The sequence below is a fragment of the Micromonospora sp. NPDC048843 genome (genome assembly GCF_040649965.1).
GTDB classification, from domain to species: Bacteria; Actinomycetota; Actinomycetes; order Mycobacteriales; family Micromonosporaceae; genus Micromonospora; species Micromonospora hortensis.
Map to the genome: position 1 here is coordinate 1 of NZ_JBEZGJ010000035.1, position 21,593 is coordinate 21,593.

The 21,593-nt window shown below is 69.1% G+C and carries 19 protein-coding genes and 2 pseudogenes; 20 read left to right on the forward strand and 1 reads right to left on the reverse strand.

The features are described from left to right. Positions 1-92 precede the first annotated feature (92 nt). From AB0C20_RS11425 to AB0C20_RS11505, 17 genes and pseudogenes are all read left to right on the forward strand, one after another. Positions 93-491, forward strand: a pseudogene (locus AB0C20_RS11425) (ketosynthase chain-length factor); the annotation flags it as partial. After that, positions 488-1,546 carry a methyltransferase gene (locus tag AB0C20_RS11430; RefSeq protein WP_357186246.1) on the forward strand — a complete coding sequence of 353 codons (1,059 nt, stop codon included), beginning with the start codon at positions 488-490 and terminating at the stop codon, positions 1,544-1,546. The pseudogene AB0C20_RS11425 and the gene AB0C20_RS11430, both read left to right, overlap by 4 nt. A 15-nt stretch (positions 1,547-1,561) precedes the next feature. Next, positions 1,562-1,888 (forward strand): antibiotic biosynthesis monooxygenase family protein, encoded by a 327-nt coding sequence (locus AB0C20_RS11435; protein WP_357186243.1) that lies wholly within the window; start codon positions 1,562-1,564, stop codon positions 1,886-1,888. Next, positions 1,881-3,503 (forward strand): FAD-dependent oxidoreductase, encoded by a 1,623-nt coding sequence (locus AB0C20_RS11440; protein WP_357567868.1) that lies wholly within the window; start codon positions 1,881-1,883, stop codon positions 3,501-3,503. The genes AB0C20_RS11435 and AB0C20_RS11440 overlap by 8 nt, the downstream gene beginning before the upstream one ends. A 4-nt stretch (positions 3,504-3,507) precedes the next feature. Further along, positions 3,508-3,849, forward strand: a complete 342-nt coding sequence (locus AB0C20_RS11445) for a TcmI family type II polyketide cyclase (protein WP_112581708.1) — start codon at positions 3,508-3,510, stop codon at positions 3,847-3,849. After that, the gene (locus AB0C20_RS11450) at positions 3,846-4,853 is read left to right on the forward strand and encodes a methyltransferase (RefSeq protein ID WP_357186237.1); all 1,008 of its coding nucleotides are present in this window, start codon (positions 3,846-3,848) and stop codon (positions 4,851-4,853) included. The genes AB0C20_RS11445 and AB0C20_RS11450 overlap by 4 nt, the downstream gene beginning before the upstream one ends. Positions 4,854-4,855: 2 nt before the next feature. Further along, on the forward strand, positions 4,856-5,317 hold the full coding sequence (locus AB0C20_RS11455; RefSeq protein ID WP_091394919.1) for a cupin domain-containing protein: 462 nt from the start codon (positions 4,856-4,858) through the stop codon (positions 5,315-5,317). Continuing rightward, positions 5,314-5,571 (forward strand): phosphopantetheine-binding protein, encoded by a 258-nt coding sequence (locus AB0C20_RS11460; RefSeq protein ID WP_091394916.1) that lies wholly within the window; start codon positions 5,314-5,316, stop codon positions 5,569-5,571. Before AB0C20_RS11455 ends, AB0C20_RS11460 begins: the two co-directional genes overlap by 4 nt. A gap of 4 nt (positions 5,572-5,575) precedes the next feature. Continuing rightward, positions 5,576-6,046, forward strand: coding sequence for an SRPBCC family protein (locus AB0C20_RS11465; RefSeq protein ID WP_357186233.1), 471 nt, complete (start codon positions 5,576-5,578; stop codon positions 6,044-6,046). Then, a complete protein-coding gene (locus AB0C20_RS11470) occupies positions 6,043-7,704 on the forward strand; it encodes an acetyl-CoA carboxylase carboxyltransferase subunit alpha (RefSeq protein WP_357567869.1) in 1,662 nt (553 codons plus the stop codon). The genes AB0C20_RS11465 and AB0C20_RS11470 overlap by 4 nt, the downstream gene beginning before the upstream one ends. Continuing rightward, complete coding sequence (locus AB0C20_RS11475) at positions 7,691-8,128, forward strand: biotin/lipoyl-containing protein (protein ID WP_151496891.1); 438 nt, start codon at positions 7,691-7,693, stop codon at positions 8,126-8,128. The genes AB0C20_RS11470 and AB0C20_RS11475 overlap by 14 nt, the downstream gene beginning before the upstream one ends. 4 nt (positions 8,129-8,132) lie before the next feature. After that, positions 8,133-9,518 carry an acetyl-CoA carboxylase biotin carboxylase subunit gene (locus AB0C20_RS11480; protein ID WP_357186225.1) on the forward strand — a complete coding sequence of 462 codons (1,386 nt, stop codon included), beginning with the start codon at positions 8,133-8,135 and terminating at the stop codon, positions 9,516-9,518. A gap of 154 nt (positions 9,519-9,672) precedes the next feature. Continuing rightward, on the forward strand, positions 9,673-11,136 hold the full coding sequence (locus AB0C20_RS11485; protein ID WP_357567870.1) for a peroxidase family protein: 1,464 nt from the start codon (positions 9,673-9,675) through the stop codon (positions 11,134-11,136). Positions 11,137-11,241: 105 nt separating this feature from the next. Then, positions 11,242-12,687, forward strand: coding sequence for an adenosylhomocysteinase (ahcY, locus tag AB0C20_RS11490; protein WP_357567871.1), 1,446 nt, complete (start codon positions 11,242-11,244; stop codon positions 12,685-12,687). Positions 12,688-12,701: 14 nt separating this feature from the next. Beyond that, positions 12,702-13,679, forward strand: a complete 978-nt coding sequence (locus AB0C20_RS11495; RefSeq protein ID WP_357567872.1) for a carbohydrate kinase family protein — start codon at positions 12,702-12,704, stop codon at positions 13,677-13,679. Positions 13,680-13,810: 131 nt separating this feature from the next. Then, positions 13,811-16,648, forward strand: a complete 2,838-nt coding sequence (locus AB0C20_RS11500; protein WP_357567873.1) for a BTAD domain-containing putative transcriptional regulator — start codon at positions 13,811-13,813, stop codon at positions 16,646-16,648. Between the two features lie 158 nt (positions 16,649-16,806). After that, positions 16,807-18,180: a glycoside hydrolase family 6 protein gene (locus AB0C20_RS11505; protein WP_357567874.1), complete on the forward strand. Its 1,374-nt coding sequence runs from the start codon at positions 16,807-16,809 to the stop codon at positions 18,178-18,180. Between the two features lie 118 nt (positions 18,181-18,298). Here the strand turns inward: AB0C20_RS11505 and AB0C20_RS11510 are convergent, their stop codons facing one another. Beyond that, entirely contained in the window at positions 18,299-19,543 is a 1,245-nt protein-coding gene (locus AB0C20_RS11510; RefSeq protein WP_357567875.1) for an MFS transporter, read from the reverse strand. Positions 19,544-19,866: 323 nt separating this feature from the next. Between AB0C20_RS11510 and AB0C20_RS11515 the strand changes: the two genes are divergently transcribed. The 3 genes and pseudogenes from AB0C20_RS11515 to AB0C20_RS11525 form a co-directional block, all read left to right on the forward strand. Continuing rightward, entirely contained in the window at positions 19,867-20,538 is a 672-nt protein-coding gene (locus AB0C20_RS11515; protein WP_357186204.1) for a CGNR zinc finger domain-containing protein, read from the forward strand. A gap of 223 nt (positions 20,539-20,761) precedes the next feature. After that, positions 20,762-21,271, forward strand: a complete 510-nt coding sequence (locus AB0C20_RS11520; protein WP_238683669.1) for a helix-turn-helix domain-containing protein — start codon at positions 20,762-20,764, stop codon at positions 21,269-21,271. Between the two features lie 43 nt (positions 21,272-21,314). Further along, positions 21,315-21,587: pseudogene (locus AB0C20_RS11525) on the forward strand (PIN domain-containing protein); the annotation flags it as partial. Positions 21,588-21,593: the final 6 nt, after the last annotated feature.

The following is a 21,593-nucleotide window of genomic DNA, read 5'->3' on the forward strand; positions in this document are numbered from 1 at the left end:
GACGCCGTTCGTCCCGGCCGCGCCGGTCAGATCGGACCAGGCCGGCATCGACCGGTACGCACCACCATTGGCCGGGGTGCCGGCACCGTTGCGCGGCCGAGATGGCAGTGTCCGACGCCGGTCTCACACCGGCCGACATCGACGTCGTCTTCGCCGACGGCGCCGGTGTCGCGGAGCTCGACCGCGTCGAGGCCGAGGCGATCACAGCGGTCTTCGGCCCACATGGGGTGCCGGTGACAGCGCCCAAGACGATGACCGGCCGGCTCTACTCGGGCGGGGCGGCGCTCGACCTCGTCTCCGCGCTGCTGTCGATCCGGCACGGCGTCATCCCGCCCACCACCAACATCCGCCAGCCGGCCGAGGGCCTGCACCTCGACCTGGTGCGCGACGTCGCGCGGGAGACACCCGTACGCGCGGCGCTCGTCCTCGCCAGGGGCTACGGCGGGTTCAACGCGGCCATGGTCGTGACCGACGAAAGGAATGGACGATGACCGACGCCAGCCTCGCCGCCGTCGCGAACTTCGACGAGCAGCAGGCACTCGACCTGCGTGAACGGCAGATCGCGGTGCTGGGAAGCGCCAAACAGATCGCCAACGTGATCTACGTGGTCACCGAGCTCGGCGTCGCCGACCTGCTCGTCGACGGACCGGTGCCGGTCGCCCAACTGGCGGCGGCGACCGAGTCGCACGAGGACGCGCTGCGACGGATCCTGCGCGCGGCCTCCGCGGTCGGCATCTTCGACGAGCAGGAGGACGGGTCGTTCGCGCTGACGCCGCTCGGCGAGGGGCTGACGTCGGCCCGGATCGGCGGTCTGCGGCCGATGGTGCAGTTCAGCGGTGCCGACTTCAACCGCCTCCCGTACGCGGAGATCCTGCACAGCGTCCGCACCGGCGAGCCGGCCTTCAACAAGGTCTTCGGCATGGGCTTCTACGACTACCTCCAGGCCCACCCGGAGGCCAATCGGTTCTTCGAGGGCTTCATGGCCCACTGGAGCCGGCGGCTCGCCGACCGGTTCGCTGCGGAGTTGGCACCCGAGCGGTTCGGCCGGATCGCCGACATCGGCGGCAGCAACGGCTACTTCCTGGCCAAGATGCTCCAGCGTCATCCCGAGGGCACCGGTGTCCTCTTCGACCTGCCCGAGGTCGTGGCCGATGCCGAACCGCTGCTCAAGGAGCACGGTGTCACCGAGCGCGTCGAGGTGCGGGGCGGCGACTTCTTCACCGACGAGCTGCCGGCCGGCGCCGACGCGTACATCCTGAAGTCGATCGTCCACAACTGGCCGGACGACACCTGCGTCACGTTGCTGCGTCGGATCCGCGCGGCGATCGGCGACGCCGACTCCCGCCTCATCGCGATCGACCAGATCGTGCCGCCGCGCAACCAGTGGGACCACGCCAAGATCATCGACATCGACATGCTGGTGCTCTTCGGCGGCAAGGAGCGCGACCTCCGCGAATGGCAGGCGCTGTTCAGTGCGTCCGGTTTCGAGCTGGTCAACACACCCGCGTCCCGCGGCTGGGCCCTGCTCGAAGCGCGTCCGATCTAGGAAAGGAAGCCCGCAATGGCACACATCGGCATCGACCAGCCGGTCGTGACGATGGTCAACGTCTTCACCGTCGAGCCGGCCAACCAGCAGAGGCTCGTCGACATCCTGATCGAGGCGACCGACGCGGTGATGTCCAAGGTCGACGGGTTCGTGTCGGCGAACATCCACGCCAGCCTCGACGGAACCCGGGTCGTCAACTACGCGCAGTGGAAGAGCGAAGAGCACTTCACAGCGATGCTCCAGAACCCCGAGGTCCACCCCCACTTCGGCGAGGTACGCGCGATCGCCACGCCGGAACGCCACCTCTACAAAGTCGTCTACACGGAGGACGCTCATGTCTGACGGAAGCACCGACGTCCTGATCGTCGGCGGCGGCCCGGTCGGCCTGTCGACCGCGCTCTTCCTGGCCCGCAAGGGGATCCGGCCGATCCTTGTCGAACGTCGACCCCGGTTGTCGACGATCCCCCGCGCGACAGGTCTGCACGCCCGCACCGTGGAGATCTTCCGCACCGTCGGCCTGGAGCCGGCCGTGCAGCAGGCCGGCATGAAGATCGTCGGGCCGGGCGCCGAACTCGACCTCGTCCGCGCCGGCCGCGCCACGCCACTGGTAATGCTCGGCGCCCAGTCGCTGGCCGACCTCCACAAGTCGTTCGTCATGGAGGCGCACGACGTCGACTACGACAAGTTCACGCCGAGCTGGCCGATCTGGTGCGGCCAGGACCACTACGAGCCGCTGCTCTACGACGCCGCCGTCGAGGCGGGCGCGGAGATCCGCTTCCAGAACGAGCTGATCGGGCTGACCCAGGACCAGGACGGGGTCACCGCGACAGTCAACGACAACGGCACGACACGCACCATCCGGGCGCGCTACGTCGTCGCGGCCGACGGCGTGAAGAGCCCCGTCCGGAACATGCTCCAGATCGGAGATCGCAGCAACGGGGTCGCCGGGAACTTCGTCAGCATCATCTTCCGCGCCAAGGTCGACCTGCCCGAGTCGGCACCCCGGTTCACGCTGATCTACCTGATGAACCAGCTTGCCCAGGGTCTGCTGCTCTTCATCGAGCCGGGGCGGTGGATGTTCGGCGTCAACTACTACCCGGAGCGGGGCCAGTCGCCGGCCGACTTCACCCCCGAACGCTGCGTCGAGCTGGCCCGGATCGCGGCCGGTGACCCCGAGCTGGAGGTCGAGGTCGAGTCGGCCCAGCCCTGGGACGCGCGGCACATGGTCGCCGACGCGTACCAGCAAGGGCGGGTCTTCCTCGCCGGCGACGCCTGTCACGCCCACCCGCCGGCCGGCGGCTTCGGCGTCAACGCCGGCATCCAGGACGCGCACAACCTGGCGTGGAAGCTCGCCGACGTCCTTGCGGGGCGGGCCGACGAGAGCCTGCTCGACTCCTACGAGGCCGAGCGTCGTCCGGTCGGCGCGGCGACCGCCGACCAGGCGTGGATGCTGTTCCGCACCCGGGGTCAGCTCGCCGACGAGGACAAGGCCGCCTACCGGGACTTCGTCATCGTGACGATGGGCTACCGGTACACCTCCAACGCGATCGTCGGCGCGCCCGCCGACACCGAGCTGCTGCCCCGCGAGCTGACCTTCACCGGCCAACCCGGATCGCGTGCCCCGCACGGCTGGGTCGACCACGACGGCGCTCGGGTCTCCACGATCGACGTGCTGACCGAGGGCTGGACGTTGGCCACGGCTCCAGGCGACGATTCCTGGCTCACGGCGGCCGAGGCGGTCTCGGCGGAGACCGGTCTCCCGATCAAGGCGCTCACCGCCGGCCCCGACGGTGACCTCGCCGACGACGGTTCGTGGCTCGCGAGCTGCGGAGTCGGCCCCGGCGGAGCGCTGCTGGTACGCCCCGACGGCATCGTCGCCTGGCGCAGCGCCGGGCCGGTCGACGACCAGGCGCAGAGCCTTGCCGCCGCCCTGGCAACGATCCTGCGGGGAGCGTGAGCACATGTCCTACCGCGCCCTCATGGTCATGCGGATGGCCCCCGGTCACGCCGACGCTGTCGCCGAGCTCTTCGCCGAGCACGACAAGGGCGACATGCCCTACGTCGTCGGCATCTCGCGGCGCACGCTCTTCCAATACCAGGACCTCTACATGCACCTGCTCGAGGCCGACACCGACGTCTTCGACAAGCTTCTCGCGGCCCGAGCCCGCGCGGACTTCCAGGAGGTCAACCGGCGCCTCTCGGCCTACCTGCAGCGCTACGCGCCGGACAGCATGACCGAGTTGCAGGACTCGAAGGCCACGCCCTTCTACACCTGGAGCCCCGAGACAGGGAGCATCACGTGACGCTGACCCGCCGCGACATCAACGACATGATGCAGGCATACAAGAAGACGAGCCTGCTGCGTACCGCTGTCGAGCTGGGTGTGTTCGACGCGCTCGCCGCGGGCCCGGCCACGGCCAGCGGGCTCGCCCCGAAGCTCGGCATCCACCCGCGGGGCGCGCGCATCCTGCTCGACGCGCTCACAGCGATCCGCCTCACCGACCGGACCGGCGAGCACTTCTCGCTCACCCCGGCGGCCGCCGACCACCTGGTCAGCACCCGTCCGGACTACCTGGGCGGCATGGTCAAGGTGATGTCGAGCGACTGGGAGTGGGACGCGCTGCGCGACCTCAGCGCCGCCGTACGGGCCGGCGGGACCGTGCTCGACGTGCACGCCGAGACCCCGGAGTACACCTACTGGGAGGACTTCGCCGCGTACGCGACGAAGGTCGCCCAGCCGACCGCCGAGGTGATGGCCGAGGCGCTCGCGCCGTGGACGAAGGAGCGCGCCGAACTCGACATCCTCGACGTCGCCTGCGGCCACGGCGTCTACGGCTACACGCTCGCGCAGCACAACCCGCAGGCGGCGGTGACCTCGCTGGACTGGCCCAACGTTCTCGCCGTGACGGAGAAGCACGCCGAGCGGCTCGGCGTACGCGACCGGGCGTCGTTCCTGCCGGGTGACATGTTCACCACCGATCTCGGCGGTCCCTACGACGTCGTGCTGCTCACCAACGTCACCCACCACTTCTCCGAGGAGCGGGTGCACGAGTTGGTGACCCGGCTCGGTTCCGTGGTCAAGCCGGGTGGGCGGCTGGTCATCGTCGGTTTCACCACCGGCGACGAGTCGCCGGCACTGGACCCGGCGCCGTACCTCTTCTCGGTGTTGATGTTGGTCTGGACCTTCGAGGGGGAGTCGCACTCCGTCGCCGCCTACAACCGGGCCCTCGCCGCGGCGGGCTTCGGCCCGGCCACCGTCCACCCGACGGACCTGCCGTTCCGAGTGCTCGTCGCAGAGAAGGGATGACCATGCATCGGCAACCGATCGTGAAGGTCGCCGCCACCGATGTGCCCGGCATCAACCGGATCGGCGGCGAGGTGCGGATCCTGCTCAGCCCGAAGACCGTCGACGCGACGGAGGGCTTCATGGGCACTGTCCGCCTGGAGCCGGGCGAGTTCCTGGCGGAGCAGTACAACCCGTACTCGGACAAGTTCTGTTATCTGGTGCGTGGCGAGGTCGTGATCCGGGTCGACGGCGCGGAGGTCAAGCTCGCGGCCGACGAGGCCCTCATGGTCCGTCGCGGCCAGCGGCACCGCATCGTCAACGCCGGTGGCGAGACCGCGCTGATCGTGTTTCAGATCAGCCCGCTCGCGCCGCGCCCCGAGCTGGGCCACGTCGACACCGAGGAGGTCCCGCATCCCGAGTCGCCGGTGCCGCAGGTCGGCGGCGTGCGCGACGGGTGGCAGCGACCGACGGGAGGAAACTCATGAGCCAGCTGACCCTCGACGACCTGCGTCGGATCCTGGAGACCAGTTCCGGTGTGGTCGAGCAGACCGACTGGGCCGATCCGGCGACGCTCGACGCGCCGTTCGACGACCTCGGCTATGACTCACTCGCGCTGTTGGAGCTGGCGGCGCGGGTGCAGCAGGAGTACGAGGTGCGCATCCCCGACGACGCCGTGTCGATCATGAAGACGCCGCGGCTCGCCGTCGACTACGTCAACCAACGACTCGCGGATCGGTGACCCCATGGCCGGACACACTGACAACGAGGTCGTCATCAACGCACCGTTCGACCTCGTCTGGGACCTGACCAACGACATCCCCAACTGGCCCTCCCTGTTCAGCGAGTACGCCAGCACCGAAGTGCTCTCGACGTCCGCCGACGGGGCCGTCGTCTTCCGCCTGACCATGCACCCCGACCCGGCCGGCCGGGTCTGGAGCTGGGTCTCCGAGCGGGTGCCCGACCGCAGCGACCGGGTGGTGCGGGCACGGCGGCTGGAGACCGGCGCCTTCAAGTACATGAACCTGTTCTGGGAATACACCGAGATTCCGGACGGCGGCGTGCGGATGCGATGGGTACAGGACTTCGAGATGCGGCCGGGCGGGCACGCCGACGACGAGGGCATGACCGCCCACCTCAACCGGACCACACGTGAGCAGCAGGCACGCATCCGGGAGATCGTGGAGAAGGCCGCGGCCGAACGCGGGCAGTCATGACCGCCACCGTCAACACGCCAGTCGGCAAGAGCTGGCTGATCTGCCCGGGCTGCCGGGCGCTGCTCTACCAGCGCCGGGTCGAGCGCAACCTGGGAGTCTGCCCGGAGTGCGACCACCACGACCAGGTCACCGCACACCAGCGGATCGAGCAGCTCTTCGATCTCGACTCGGTCGAGGAGCTGCCACCGGTCGGCGCCTTCGGCGATCCGCTCGGGTTCGTCGACACGAAGCCGTACCCGCAACGGATCGAGGCGGCCCGTCGGCGTACCGGGCTCGACGAGGCGGTGGTCTGCGTCCGGGGCACTGTCGAGGGGCAGCCGTTGATAGCGGCGGTCATGGACTTCCGCTTCCTCGGCGGCAGCCTCGGCACGGGCGTCGGCGAGCGGATCACCAGGGCGGCCGAGTTGGCGCTCGATACCCGTACGCCACTGCTGATCGTCAGCGCCTCCGGCGGCGCCCGGATGCAGGAGGGCGTGCTGTCGCTCATGCAGATGGCCAAGACGAGCGCGGCGCTCGGGGCCCTCGACGAGGCCGGGGTGTTGACGATCTCGCTGGTCAGCGACCCGACCTACGGTGGCGTCGCGGCATCGTTCGCGACGCTCTGCGACGTCATCCTCGCCGAGCCGGGGGCGCGCCTCGGCTTCGCCGGGCCGAGGGTCATCCAGCAGACGCTGCGTCAGCCGCTGCCGGCCGGCTTCCAGACCGCCGAGTACCTCTTCGCCCGCGGCATGCTGGACGACCTGGTGCCCCGGTCGAACCTGCGGCCGACCATCGGCCGGCTGCTGGCCTTCGCGGGGGCCGACCGGTCCGCGCCGGATCCCTACCCGGTACGGGCCACCACGCCCACCGAGTCGGCGGACCCGTGGGCTGTCGTGGCGCTGTCCCGCGATCTTGGTCGACCATCCACGCTCGACTACATCGGCCACTTCGTTGACGGTTTCGTGGAGTTGCACGGCGACCGGCTGGCGAGTGACTGTCCGGCGATCGTCGGCGGTGTCGGTCTGATCGACGGCCGGCCCACAGTGGTGATCGGCCACCAGAAGGGCCACACTGTCGCCGAGGTGGCCAGCCGCAACTTCGGTATGGCGACACCGGCGGGCTATCGCAAGGCGGCCCGGCTGATGCGCCTGGCCGAGAAGCTCGGCACGCCGATCGTGACGCTGATCGACACCCCCGGGGCCTACCACGGCATCTCGGCGGAGGAGAACGGGCAGGCCATCGCCATCGCCGACAGCATCCGGCTGATGGCCGGGTTGACGGTTCCGGTAGTCGCGATCGTGACCGGCGAGGGTGGCAGCGGAGGCGCGCTCGCCCTCGGCGTCGGCAACCGGGTGCTGATGCTCGCCAACGCGACGTACTCGGTGATCAGCCCGGAAGGCTGCGCCGCGATCCTCTGGAACGACTCCGGTCGGGCCGACGAGGCCGCCGCGCAGCTCAAGCTCCAGGCCGGCGACCTGCTGGCGCTTGGCGTCGTCGACGGGGTGGTTCCCGAACCACTCGGCGGGGCACCGGTCGATCCCGGGGCGACCGCGTCGGCCGTACACCGGGCGATTGTCGACGCGTTCGCTGAGTTGGCCGGTCTCAACCGCGAGGAGGTGCGGGCCCAGCGCCGGGCCCGCTTCCGACAGATCGGAGGTTTGACGAATGCCGGAGGGTAACGCCGACCCGCTGGATGCCGCGGTCCGCAGTCTCGCGCGGCTGATCGGGTCGACGCCTGGTCCGGTCCGCCGCGCCCGGCTCCAGCACGGCGACCTGGTGGTCGAGGTGGAGTGGCCGGACGGCGCACCCGGGGTGGCAGCGGTCCCGGCGGTCCCGCCGGTGGAGGCCGACGCCGGTCTGCACTACGTGTGCGCGCCGATGGTCGCGACGCTCTACCTCGCGCCGTCGCCCGGTGCTGACCCGTTCGTCAGTGAGGGCGACCAGGTCGTTCCGGGCCAGCAGGTCGCGATCCTCGAAGCGATGAAGATGATGATCCCGGTCGAAGCCGACCGCGCGGGCGAGGTAGTGAAGGTGCTGGTGCCCAACGCGACCCCGGTCGAGTACGGCGAACGGTTGATCGCCTTAGCTGTGTCGGAGGGTTGACCCAGTGTTCGAGTCGGTGCTGATCGCCAACCGGGGCGAGATCGCGGTCCGGATCGCCCGGACCTGCCGGGAGATGGGGCTGCGTACCGTGGCGGTCTACTCGACAGTCGACCGTGACTCGGCTGTGGTGCGGCTGGCCGACGAAGCCGTCCAGATCGGGCCAGGTCCCAGCCGGCGTAGCTACCTGAGCGCCCCGGCCATCATCGAGGCGGCCCGTCGCACGGGGGCCGACGCCATCCACCCGGGCTACGGATTCCTCTCCGAGGACCCGGACTTCGCCGAGATCTGCGAGGCCGACGGGATCACGTTCATCGGGCCGCCGCCCGCCGTGATGGCCGCGCTGGGCGACAAGGCCCGGACGCGAGGCATCATGGCGGGCCTCGGCCTGCCCGTGCTCCCCGGCACTACCGACGCCGTCGAGTCCGCGGCCCACGCCCGCGCGGTCGCCGACGAGATCGGTTTCCCGCTGATCATCAAGGCGGTCGCCGGTGGCGGCGGTCGGGGCGTACGGGTAGTCCGCGACCCGGCCTCGTTCCTGGGCGAGTTCGCCTCCGCGCGGGCCGAGGCGCAGCTGCTCTTCGGCGACAACCGGGTCTACATCGAGCGTTACCTCGAGTCGGCCCGCCACGTCGAGGTGCAGGTGCTCACCGACCGCTACGGCAACGGCATCCACCTCGGCGAGCGCGACTGCTCGGTGCAGCGGCGTCACCAGAAGCTGATCGAGGAGTCACCCGCGCCCGGGTTGCCGCAACACATGGTCGACCGGATGACCGCCGCCGCGGTCACCGGCGCGCTCGGTGTCGGTTACGTGGGCGCGGGCACCTTCGAGTTCCTGGTCGGCGGTGGGGACGACTTCCACCTCATGGAGGTCAACTGCCGGCTCCAGGTCGAACACCCGGTCTCCGAGTTGGTGACCGGCGTCGACCTGGTGCGGCAACAGATCCTCGTCGCGGCCGGCGAACGGCTGGCGCTGACCCAGGCCGACGTGACCCCGCGCGGCACGGCGATCGAGTGTCGCCTCAACGTCGAGGACCCGGCGCGCGGCTTCGTACCGACGCCGGGTGAGCTGACCCGCTTCGACCTGCCCGCCGGCCCGTTCGTCCGTGTCGACACGCACGGGTACGCCGGCTACCGGGTTCCGGCCGACTACGACTCCCTCCTCGCGAAGGTGGTCGTCTGGGCGCCCGACCGCACCCAGGCCCTGGCCCGGATGGCCCGCGCGCTCGACGAGTGCGCAGTCGAAGGGCCAGGTGTGGCCACCACCCGCGACTTCCTCCGATCGACGCTCGACCACCCGTTGTTCCGCGCGGCGAAACACGACACCTCGCTGGTCGACACCATGCTCACCGGCCTCCAGCCGGACACCACCGAAGCTCCAGGGCGCCACTAACCGAAGGGTTCACACTGCTGCCGGTTCGCGGGTTTGCGGCCCGTGCGTCCACGCGGGCGCCTGCGGACGGAAGGTGGCCGACATGGCAATTGACAACGCTTCTCGAGGTGTCAGCCGACGGCGATTATTGGCCGGAGTCGGCGCGGGGGCGCTCGTGGCCGGCACCGGGGGAGTCCTGCTCGACGCGACGCCGGCGGCGGCCGCGTTCTCCAACCGGTTCGGTCGGATGTTCCCGTCGCTGCCGGCGTTCGGGTCCGCGACGACCCAGATGCGCAACGCGCTGATCGACCTGTCGCGCGTCGGTGGCCCGATGGACGCCCGCGACCCGCTCAGCGTCGGCGCGGAGGCGCTCGCCGACCAGCAGCAGCACAGCATCAACAACCCCGACAACTTCTCGATCCCGCAGGGCATGACGTACTTCGGGCAGTTCATCGACCACGACCTGGCCTTCGAGACGACGGCGCCGCTGGGTACGCCTGTTGACCCGACCACGGTGCCCAACCCCCGGACGCCGGCTCTCGACCTCGACTCGCTCTACGGTGGCGGGCCGACCGGAAACCCAGAGCTGTACAACTCGACCGATCCCGCCAAACTCAAGATCGAGTCGGGCGGGCGCTTCGAGGACCTGCCGCGCAACTCCAGTGGCAGGGCGATCGTCTTCGACGTCCGCAACGACGAGAATCTGCCGATCGCGCAGATCACGGCCGCGTTCATCCTCTTCCACAACCGGGTGGTCGACCTGGTGCGCGCACAGGGCACACCGGCGGCACAGGTCTTCGGCGCCGCCCGACAACTCGTCACCTGGCACTACCAGTGGATCGTGCTCAACGAGTTCCTTCCGCTGATCGCCGGCCCGGGCACTGTCTTCACAGTGCTCAACGGCGGCCGCCGCTTCTACAAGCCGGAGCCGAACGCGACGTTCATCCCGGTCGAGTTCACAGCGGCGGCGTTCCGCTTCGGCCACAGCCAGCCCCGACCGGCCTACCTGGTCAACCGCACCGGCAACGGTGGCGACGAGTTCTACGCCATGCTCTTCGACCCGGCGCTGAGCGGCTCCGACCCGGCCGACCTGCGCGGCGGGAAGCGGGCCGCCCGTCGCTACCTCGACCACCAGTTCTGGTTCCAGTTCTTCGACGGCCAGGTGCGCTGGAGCAAGTGGATCGACGTCCGCAACTCGACGCCGCTGTTCGGCTTCCCGCTGCCACCGCCGCCGTCCGGCTCGCCGTCGGCCAACCTGCTCGGACGCGACCTGCTCCGTCAGCTCACCTTCGGCATCCCGTCGGGCCAGCGGATCGCCGCGCACATCGGCGCGCCCGCACTCGGCAGCTTCAACTTCCCGGAGCTCAGTGGGTACGGCCTCGGCCTGGACTCGAACACCCCGCTCTTCTACTACATCCTCAAGGAGGCACAGCTCCAGGCCGGCGGAGGCTCGTTGGGCGCGGTAGGTGGGCGAATCGTGGCAGAGGTGCTCATCGGCATCGCCCAGCTCGACCCGGCGAGCTACCTGAAGGTGCAGCCCAACTGGCGTCCGACCCTGCCCGCCCGCTTCTCGGGCCAGTTCACGATGGCCGACCTGCTCACGTACGCCCGGGTCGACCCGGCCAGCCGCAACTCCTGACGGCGCTTGCTCCGCACCCGGGCCCGGGGTGGCCCGGGTGCGGAGCATGGTCCCGGTTGAACGGGACTCCAACGGTCCTCGACGCGGGTGGGGGAGGGTGCGGGCATGACTGGCGACTTCAGCGATTTCAAGGTGGCGGATCTGTCGTTGGCGGCCTTCGGGCGTAAGGAGATCGAGCTGGCCGAGCATGAGATGCCGGGTCTGATGTCGATCCGGAGGGAGTTCGCCGAGCGCCAGCCGTTGAAGGGTGCGCGGATCACCGGCTCCCTGCACATGACGATCCAGACGGCGGTGTTGATCGAGACGCTGGTGGCGCTCGGCGCGCAGGTCCGGTGGGCGTCCTGCAACATCTTCTCCACCCAGGACCACGCGGCGGCGGCGATCGCGGTCGGCCCGACCGGCACCCCGGAAGCCCCGGCGGGTGTCCCGGTCTACGCCTGGAAGGGCGAGTCCCTCGACGAGTACTGGTGGTGCACCCAGCAGGTGCTGCTCTGGCCGGACGGGCAGGGCCCGAACATGATCCTCGACGATGGTGGTGACGCCACACTGCTGGTGCACAAGGGCGCTGAGTTCGAGGCGATCGGGGCGGTCCCGTCGCCGGAGAGCGCCGACTCGGAGGAGTACGAGGTCATCCTCGGTGTGTTGACGCGGTCGCTGCGGGAGGACAACCGCCGCTGGACGCGGGTCGCCGCCGGGATCAAGGGAGTGACCGAGGAGACCACGACAGGCGTGCACCGGCTGTACGAGATGCAGCAGGCAGGGAACCTGCTGTTCCCGGCGATCAACGTGAACGACTCGGTGACCAAGAGCAAGTTCGACAACAAGTACGGCTGTCGGCACTCGCTGATCGACGGCATCAACCGGGCCACCGACGTGCTGATCGGCGGGAAGGTCGCAGTGGTGTTCGGCTACGGCGACGTCGGAAAGGGCTGCGCCGAGAGTCTGCGTGGTCAGGGTGCGCGGGTCATCGTGACCGAGGTGGACCCGATCTGCGCCCTCCAGGCGGCGATGGACGGCTACCAGGTCGCGACCATCGACGACGTTGTCGAGACCGCTGACATCTTCGTGACCGCCACCGGCTGCTTCAGCGTGATCACCAACGAGCACATGGCGCGGATGAAGCACCAGGCGATCGTGGGAAACATCGGTCACTTCGACAACGAGATCGACATGGCCGGCCTCGCGAAACGCGGCGACGTCGAGCGGATCACAGTGAAGCCGCAGGTGGACGAGTGGCGGTTCGCGGACGGCCACTCGATCATCGTGCTGTCCGAGGGGCGGCTGTTGAACCTGGGCAACGCCACCGGGCACCCGAGCTTCGTGATGTCGAACAGCTTCGCCAACCAGACCATCGCGCAGATCGAGCTGTTCACCAGCACCGACCAGTACGCGATCGGTGTCCACACCCTTCCCAAGCACCTTGACGAGAAGGTCGCCCGACTCCACCTCTCCGCGCTGGGTGTCCGCCTCACCGAACTGACGAAGGAACAAGCCAACTACCTCGGCGTCCCGGTCGAAGGGCCCTACAAGCCCGACCACTACCGCTACTGAGAGGGCCCGTCCGCATGATCGCCGTATCCGGTTCGATCGCGACCGACCATCTGATGCGTTTCCCGGGGCGGTTCGCCGAGCAGCTCATCGCCGGCAGACTCGACACCGTCTCACTCTCGTTCCTCGTCGACGACCTGGTCGTCCGGCGCGGCGGGGTCGCGGCCAACATCGCCTTCGGGCTCGCCCAACTCGGGCACCGGCCGGTGCTGCTCGGCGCGGTCGGCGGCGACTTCGGCGACTACCGCAGCTGGCTGGAGCGGCACGGGGTCGACTGCTCGGAGGTGCAGGTCAGCTCCGTCGCGCACACCGCCCGGTTCATCTGCACCACCGACACCGACCTCTGCCAGATCGCGTCGTTCTATCCCGGCGCGATGGGCGAGCCCGACCGGATCAGCCTCGACGGCGTCGCCGCGCGGGCCGGCGGGCTCGGGCTCGTGATCGTCGCCGCGGAGAACCCGGACACGATGCTCGCCCGCGCCGCCGCCTGCCGCCGGCTGGGCCTGCCCTTCGCCGCCGACCCGTCACAGCAGCTGGCCCGGATGCCGTCGGCCGACATCGAGGCGATGATCAACGGCGCTCGCTACCTGTTGACAAACGAGTACGAGGCGGCCTTGCTGGAGTCGAAGACCGGGCTGAGTGAGGACGACATCCTGCGCCGCGTGGGCGTGCGGGTCGTGACCCTGGGCGCCAACGGGGTACGCGTCACCGGGCAGGACTGTGACTTCCTGGTCCCGGCGGCGCGGGTGGGCCGCATCGTCGACCCGACCGGCGTCGGCGACGGCTTCCGGGCCGGCTTCTTCGCCGCGCTCGCCGCCGACCTGCCCATCGAGCGCGCGGCACAGGTGGGCTGCGTCCTGGCGGCGCACGTGCTGGAGGTTGAGGGCCCGCAGGAATACACGGTCGACGCCGACGCTTTCGAGCGCCGCATCGCCGACTCCTACGGCCCGGACGTCGCTGTCGACGTGCGGGCGCTGGGGCTGGCTCGGGTCTGATCGGGGCCGAGCCGGGCCCGTCTCCCCGGGGCGGTCTTCAGACGATTTACGACGACTAGCGAAGCTCGATCTTGACACAGTGATACCGGATGACTACCCTACGGGCCGATCTGCACATCGGGGGTGTCATCGTGGCGGTGCCGATCGACTTCATGGTGCTCGGGCCCCTTGAGGTTCGCGCTGGCGACCAACGCGTTGAGCTGGGCGGCGAGCGGCAGAGAAGGCTGCTGGCCGGTCTGCTTCTCCGCCACGGTCAGCTGGTGTCCGCCGCGGACCTGATCGCCACCGCCTGGAGCGGGGACCCGCCCGCGACAGCTCGCAACCAGATCCACAGCGGCATTTGGCAGCTGCGTCGCACACTTGATCGCCACGGTGCGGCGCACCTGCTGGATGGCGAGCGCGCCAACTACCGGCTTCGGGTCGACGCGAGTCAGCTGGACCTCGCCCGATTCAAGGACGCCGTGTCCGAGGGGCGACGCCTCATAGCGCTCGATGACAAGCGTAAGGCTGCCGTCGTCCTGCGTCAGGCGGTGTCGATGTGGCGGGGTCCCGCGCTCGCGGATCTGAACGGCATCGTGCTGGAGCGCGAGGCGGCCGTGTTGGAGGAGATGCGCATCGCGGTTCTCGAAGAGTGCCTGGAGTGCGAGCTGACCTTCGGCGGCGGGGCCGCAGTGGTCGCCGAACTGACTGATCTGGTGGCGAAACATCCGCTGCGCGAGCGGCTCGCGGCCATGCTGATGACCGGCCTCTACCAGGCCGGGCGGCAGGCCGAGGCGATCGAGGCGTACCAGCGCGTCGCTTCCACGCTCGCCGACGAGCTGGGCGTCGATCCGGGTGACGAGCTGCGTAAGAGGTACGAGGCGATTCTTCGGCAAGACCGAGTCCTCGACCCGTCGGGCCGTCCAGAGGGCGTCGCCGTTGCGTCCGGCGCCGGTGCGACACCTGTTCGCCCGGCTCAACTTCCTATGCAAGGGGCCCTGTTCGTCGGCCGTTCCGCCAGTCTGGCCGAGTTGGACGCGGCTCTGGCAACCGGTCCCATTGCCCAGCCGCACCCGACGGTCCTGTCCATCGTGGGCCATGCCGGTGTCGGCAAGACGGCGCTGACCGTCCGTTGGGCACATCGGGTCCGCGACCGTTTCCCGGACGGCCAGCTCTTCGTGAACCTGGACGGGTTCGGCCCGGACGGAACGGCGGCCCTCAAGCCCACCGACGTCCTCCGAGACTTCCTGGAAGCGTTGAACGTCCCGCCGGACCGGATACCTCCCGGGCTCAACGCTCAGGTTGGCCTCTACCGCAGCGTCCTGGCCGACCGGCGGGTGCTGGTCGTGCTGGACAACGCCCGCGACGCGGCACAGGTGCGCCCGCTGCTCCCGGGCACCCCGTCCTGCCTGGTCGTGGTCACCAGCCGAAACCGGCTCACCGGACTCGTCGTGAACGAAGGGGCTCACCCCGTCCCGCTCGGCATGCTGACCGAGGTGGAAGCGCACGAGTTGCTCACCCGTCGACTTGGCGTCGCCCGGGTGGTGCAGGACGCGGGAGCCGTCGACCAGATCATTCGCCGGTGCGCAGGTCTGCCCCTGGCGCTGGCAATCGTCGCGGCGCGTGCGGCCACCGACGCCCAGCTCTCGATCGAGGTCCTCGCCGGTCGCCTCGGGAGCGGTGGAGATCTGGACGTCCTGGCCGGAGACGATCCGCGGTCCGACCTCCGGACGGTTCTCTCCGGCTCCTACAGAGCTCTCAGCCCCGAACACGCCCGACTGTTTCGCCTGCTCGGCCTGCATCACGGCCTGGAGATGGCCGTCTCGACCTGCGCCAGCCTGGCCGGCCTGCCGCTGGAGCAGACCAGCCGACTGCTGGCCGACCTGGTAGCCGTGCACATGGTGGAGCGGCGTTCGACCGACCGGTACGCGCTCCACGATCTCCTGCGCGAGTACGCGCGCGAACTCGTCAATGTCCACGAGACCGAGCGCGATCTGCGCGCCGCGCGGCATCGGATGCTCGACCACTACCTGCACACCGCCCATGTCGCCGATCGCCTGATCTATCCGCACCGGCGTGACTCGATCGACCTCGCAGCGCCGCAGCCCGGCGTGACCACTGAGTTCCTCACCGACAGCGACGCGGCGTTCGCCTGGTACACGCACGAACGGCGCGCACTCGTCACGGCGGTCGACATGGCAGCCTCGAACGGGTTCGACTCGCACGCATGGCAGCTTGGCTGGACACTGACCACCTTCCTGAACCGATGCGGGTGGTGGCACGAGTGGGCTGCGGTCGAGGCCACGGGTCTCGTCGCTGCGCAGCGGCTGAGGGACCGCAGGGCCGAGGCCGGCTGTCATCGCGGCCTCGCCAACGCCCACACCCGCCTGGGGCACTACGAACGTGCCCGCCAGCACCACGGGTCTGCCTTGAAGCTGTACGTCGAGATCAGGGACCGAACCGGCCAGGCGCAGGTCCACAGCAATCTGTCCTGGTTGGCCGAGCGTCAGGGAAGTTACCGCGACGCGCTGTCGCACGCTCAACAGATGCTGCACCTCTATCGGCACACGGGCCTCGAATCGGGCGAGGCAAGCGCACTCAACGCGGTCGGGTGGTATCACAGTCTGCTGGGGGACCACACCCGCGCTCTTGACTACTGCGGACGCGCCGTTGCTCTCACGCAACGCCTGGGCGACCTCCACGGTGAGGCGTACGTGTGGGACAGCCTGGCCCATGTTCACCACCAAAGAGGCGACCACGCGCAAGCGCTCTCCTGTGGACGGCGCGCGGTCAACCTGGCTGCGGAGGTCGGTGAAACCACTCTCCACGCGAGCGCGTTGGCCCGCCTCGGCGACACCTATGAGGCCGCGGGTGACCTGGCCGCCGCGTGGAAGGTGTGGCATCAAGCCTTGGATGTCTATGACGGACGTGACGAGGTGCAGGCGGCAGCCATTCGAGAAAAGCTGAAGGTCAGCATCTACGGCTCCTGACCGCCCGCCAGTTGTGACACCCAGACACGCCCCCAAACTCGGGCATCCAACCCATCGACGAGCGTTCACACCTTGGCAGCGATGCGCGCCTCCGCTAACGTCCATGGGAACGCTCCCATGAACTTGGATACATCTATGTGATCTGGAGGCAACACGTCGTGGCTATCCTCTCCTCGCTCCGCCGCAGATCGGCGGCCATCAGCGTGGCGGCTGTCGCGGGCGCCACCGCCGTCGGCGTCTGCCTCGCCGTCAGCAGCGCCTCCGCCGGCACGCTGTCCGGGTCGCTCTACCGTGACCCGAGTTCGGCAGTCGTCCGCTGGGTCGCCGCCAACCCCGGCGACTCCCGTACGGCCGTCATCCGCGACAAGATCGCGAGCCAGCCGCAGGCGCGCTGGTTCGCCAACTTCAACCCCTCGACAGTGCAGTCCGAGGTCTCCGGGTTCATCGGTGCCGCCAACGCAGCGCAGCAGATCCCGGTCCTGGCCGTCTACGAGATCACCAACCGGGACTGCGGCGGGGCCAGCGCCGGTGGGGCGCCGGACCTCAACCAGTACCAGACGTGGGTGTCCAACTTCGCCAGGGGACTGGGCAACCAGACCGTCATCATCATCCTGGAAACCGACTCGCTCGCTCTGCTGACGTGCCTGAGTGGCGCCGAGATCAACGCGCGCAACGAGGCGATCTCGACGGCCACCCGGACCATCAAGTCAGGTAACCCCAACGCCAAGGTCTACCTCGACGGCGGCCACTCCACCTGGAACAGCGCCGGTGAGACGGCCAACCGGCTCCGGGCAGCCGGCGTGCAGTACGCCGACGGCTTCTTCACCAACGTGTCGAACTACAACTCCACCTCCAGCGAGGCGAACTTCGGTCGGGCCGTCATCTCCGCTCTCAACGGCATGGGGGTCTCGGGCAAGCGCCAGGTCATCGACACCAGCCGTAACGGGGGCGCCAGTGGGGACTGGTGCGGCGACGACAACACCGACCGGCGCATCGGGCAATACCCGACGACCAACACGGGTGACGGCAACATCGACGCGTACCTGTGGGTGAAGCCGCCGGGGGAGGCGGACGGCTGCCGCTTCACGGCCGGTTCGTTCCAGCCCGACCTGGCCTTCAGTCTGGCCAACGGCGCGCCCAACCCGCCCACCACCACCCCGCCGACGACGCCGCCGCCGACGACCACTCCGCCGACCACGACCCCGCCGACGACCCCGCCGCCGAGCACCACGCCGCCGGCCGGTGACGGCTGCTACGCGTCGATCGCGGTCAACCAGTGGGCTGGCGGTTTCACAGCGAGCGTGACGGTCACCGCCGGCAAGTCGGACATCAACGGCTGGACCGTGAGCGTCGCGCTGCCCGGCGGCGCGGTCACCAGCGCCTGGAACGCGCAGGTCAGCGGCACCAGCGGGACCGTAGGGTTCACCAACGTGAGCTACAACGGACGGGTCCTCGGCCGGCAGTCGACCAACTTCGGCTTCCAGGGCACCGGCACCGGCCCCGGCGTGTTGGCCGACTGCGTCACCGGCTGATCTCAGCGGATGCTGCGGCCCGGCGCGAAGGACCACTCTCCGCGCCGGGCCGCTCTGCGCCACCCAGGTGAAGGCCCAGGCCGCGCTCGCGCCCGTAGCTCAGGGGACACCGCGCCATCTATGTCCACACGCTGGTGGCCTGCGGCTCCTCGGCATCGCGACTGCGGCTCGGTCGTACCGACCAACTGCTGCGGTCAGGCCTGTGGTTCCCCCCTCTCCGGCGGGACAACTCGTGGCCGGCGAGCATCGCGATCGCCACGGCCGTCAGCAGGCCACCGAACAGTGGGATGACGCGCACCCCAGCCGTCGCCAGCAGACCCGCGCCGATCAACGAGCCGGCCGCGAGCCCGAAGTTGAACGCGACGCTGAGGCTGGCCGACGCCATGTCGGTGGTCGACGGGGCCACCTGCATGACGCGGTGCTGGACTCCCGCGATCAGCGAACTGAACGACATCCCCGCCACGGCGAGCAACGGGATCGTCAATACCTTGCTCGCGCCAACTCCGTAGAGGCCGAGCATCGCGGCGCTGAGGAGCCCGAGCAGAACCAGCACGACACCGAGCGGAAATCGGTCCAGCACCCGGCCGACCGCCCAGGTGCCGGCGACGCCGAACGAGCCCTGGACGAAGAGCAGCAGGCCGAGAGACGCCGCGGCGAACCCGCTGACGTCCAGGAGGAAGACGGTCATGTAGGTGAACGCGCCCATGGCGCCGGTGACCGCGAGGACTGTGGCGAGGAGGAGCACTACGAAGCGTGGCCGGTCCGGCATCGGCCCGATGTCGCCCGCACTCTCTTGCGGTGTGACGCTCGGTAGGAGCAGGGCGACCGCGACGCAGGTGACGAAGCCGAAGACGGCCATCGCGACGAAGGCGGCCCGCCACCCGGCCTGCCCGCCCAACCAGGTGCTCAGCGGTACGCCGAGGACCGGGCCGAGAGCGTTACCGATCGACAGCCGAGCCACGATGCGGCCTCGGATGTTCGCGGGGAACATCGAGATCGCCACCGGGAACACCACAGCCCAGAAGACGCCGTTTGTGGTGGCGGACACCAGCCGCGCGGCGAGCAACACCTCGTAGGAGGTTGCGAAGGCCGACACCGTCGTCGCCGCGGCGAACACACCGAGGGCACCGGCGAGCAGCGGGCGCCGGGGCACACGCCGAGTGACCCGGGTCAGGGGGAGCGCCACAATCATGACCACTGCGGCGTACCCGGTCACCAGCAGACCGGCCTCGGACCTGGAGCGTCCCAGGTCTGGCGCGATCAGCGTGAGCAACCCGATCGGAAGCACCTCGGTGGTGACGTAACAGAAAGTGGCTGCGGACAACGCGGCGAGGGCATAGACCGCGCGTCGTCGGTGCACCATTGGCGACCTCCCAGATTCCGGACAAGGTGTAGCAGTCATCCGTCACGCACGGAGCGCGGTGATTCCGTCTAACTAGGTTTAGACGGTAGCATAGGCAGCCATGTATCCCTCGACGTTGTGCGCTTCGAGGCCGTATTCGCCTGCCAGTCGGGGGTGCGGGGCGGCGCAGTGGACGCGAGCCCAGCCAGGCGAGTCGCCACTGCCTGCCGTCCTCACAAGAAGTTGGCGCGGCACATGTGGATCGAATCGCGGGTCGAGAGCGGGTGAGAGATGTGGGTGCCGAGGTTAACCGTCTTAGACGGTTTAGGTGGTAGCATCGCTAGATGCCTCTCGACGTATGCCAGCTACCGTTGGTCGGCGGGCACCCCGCACTCGATCTGGTCAACACGCTGGAGCGAGGGGGTGGGTCGCCGCACGACTTCCTGTCCGACAGTCCCGCCCTGCTGCGCTGGTCTGCTCGGGTGGGCCTGATCAGCGACGCCGAGGCCGACCAGGTGGGCCGGGCGTGGCGCGACGAGCCTGCGGCCGCGCACGCGGGGCTGGCCGCCGTGCGGGACATCCGTGAGGGGCTGAATCTCGTGATGCTCGCGGCGATCACCGACGCGGACGATGGCACGGCGGGCGACCCCGTCGCGGCCGGTGCCGCACTTGTCGGACTGCAGCAGCGCTGGTCCGGCGCGGCCGTCCGAGCGAGACTCGTGCTCGACTCGTCGCAGGTGCGACTGGTCTACGGCACGGTGCCGGCCATGCTGGTGCCCGACCGGATCGCCGAGGCCGCCTTCGACGTCATGCTGACGGCCGACCTGACCCGGGTGCGCCGCTGCCCGGTGCTCGAGGGTGGCTGTGGCTGGCTGTTCCTCGATCAGAGCCGCAACGGTTCCCGCCGGTGGTGTCGCATGGCCGACTGCGGCAACGCGGTGAAGGCGCGACGACTCACCGAGCGCCGCCGTGCCGCCCGGCCCTCCCGCGCCCAAAAGGTGCGCCGAAATCGATGACGGGCCGGATCGACCAGCGCCAGGCACGGCGGCGGGCTGATTGGACCGACCACCGGCTATGGCAGCGCAAAGATGGCGTGCGGGCCGGTCATCAGGAGCTTGAGCAGCGAAGATCCGAGGTTGCCCTTTGGCGAAGCGTGCCCGCTTTGGCATTAATTCAAAATGACGAGCAGTATCCCCAGATCACGTTGCGTTTCTTGCGAATTAGCCCCATGCTAGCCCCATGACAGCCGCAGCCCGCGTCATGGATGAGCAGACTATCCTGCCCGATGCCGCCAACAGTGCGGAAGTCGTAGACCTTCTTCAGGTCCTACGCGACCGTGGCCACAACGTGCCCGAGGCGCGAGCACGCCTGGTAAGCGCAGACGGGACTAGCACCAAGCCCCTACCCGACGGCCTGCACGACATCTTGGTCAAAGCGCTTGAAGCCTTAGCCAGTGGCTACGCCGTCACAATCGCTCCGCAACACACGACCCTCACTACCCAGCAAGCCGCAGACATGCTCGGCGTATCACGGCCAACCCTCACGAAGCTGCTGGACGAAGGGAAGATTCCGCACGAGCGGCCCAACAGCCACCGCCGCATCAAGCTGGCCGACGTGCTCAAGTACCAAGAACAGCGGCGGCAGGAGCGGCGGCAGCTGCTTCAGAGCATGACGACAGAGAGTCTTGACATGGGGCTCTATGACTTGCCAGTCAGCAACCTTGAGGAAGGCATCGACGACAGAACGTGAAGCCGAGCTTCCGCCAGGCGTCTGCGCCGCCTAGGCCCACTTGGTGCCGTTCTCTGTCCTACTCGATGCGAACGTCCTAGTTCCAAACGCGCTCCGCGACACTCTTCTACGCATCGCAGAGGCGGACTTTTACCGTCCGCTTTGGAGCCAGGACATCCTCGTCGAGACTAGGCGGACAATCTTGCGACTACGCCCAGGCGTTGACACAACCCGGCTCGACAAGATGTTTATGTGCATGAACGCAGCGTTCATTGACGCCCTGGTGACAGGCTACGAGTCCCTCATTGCGGGAATGACGAATGACACGGGTGACCGTCACGTC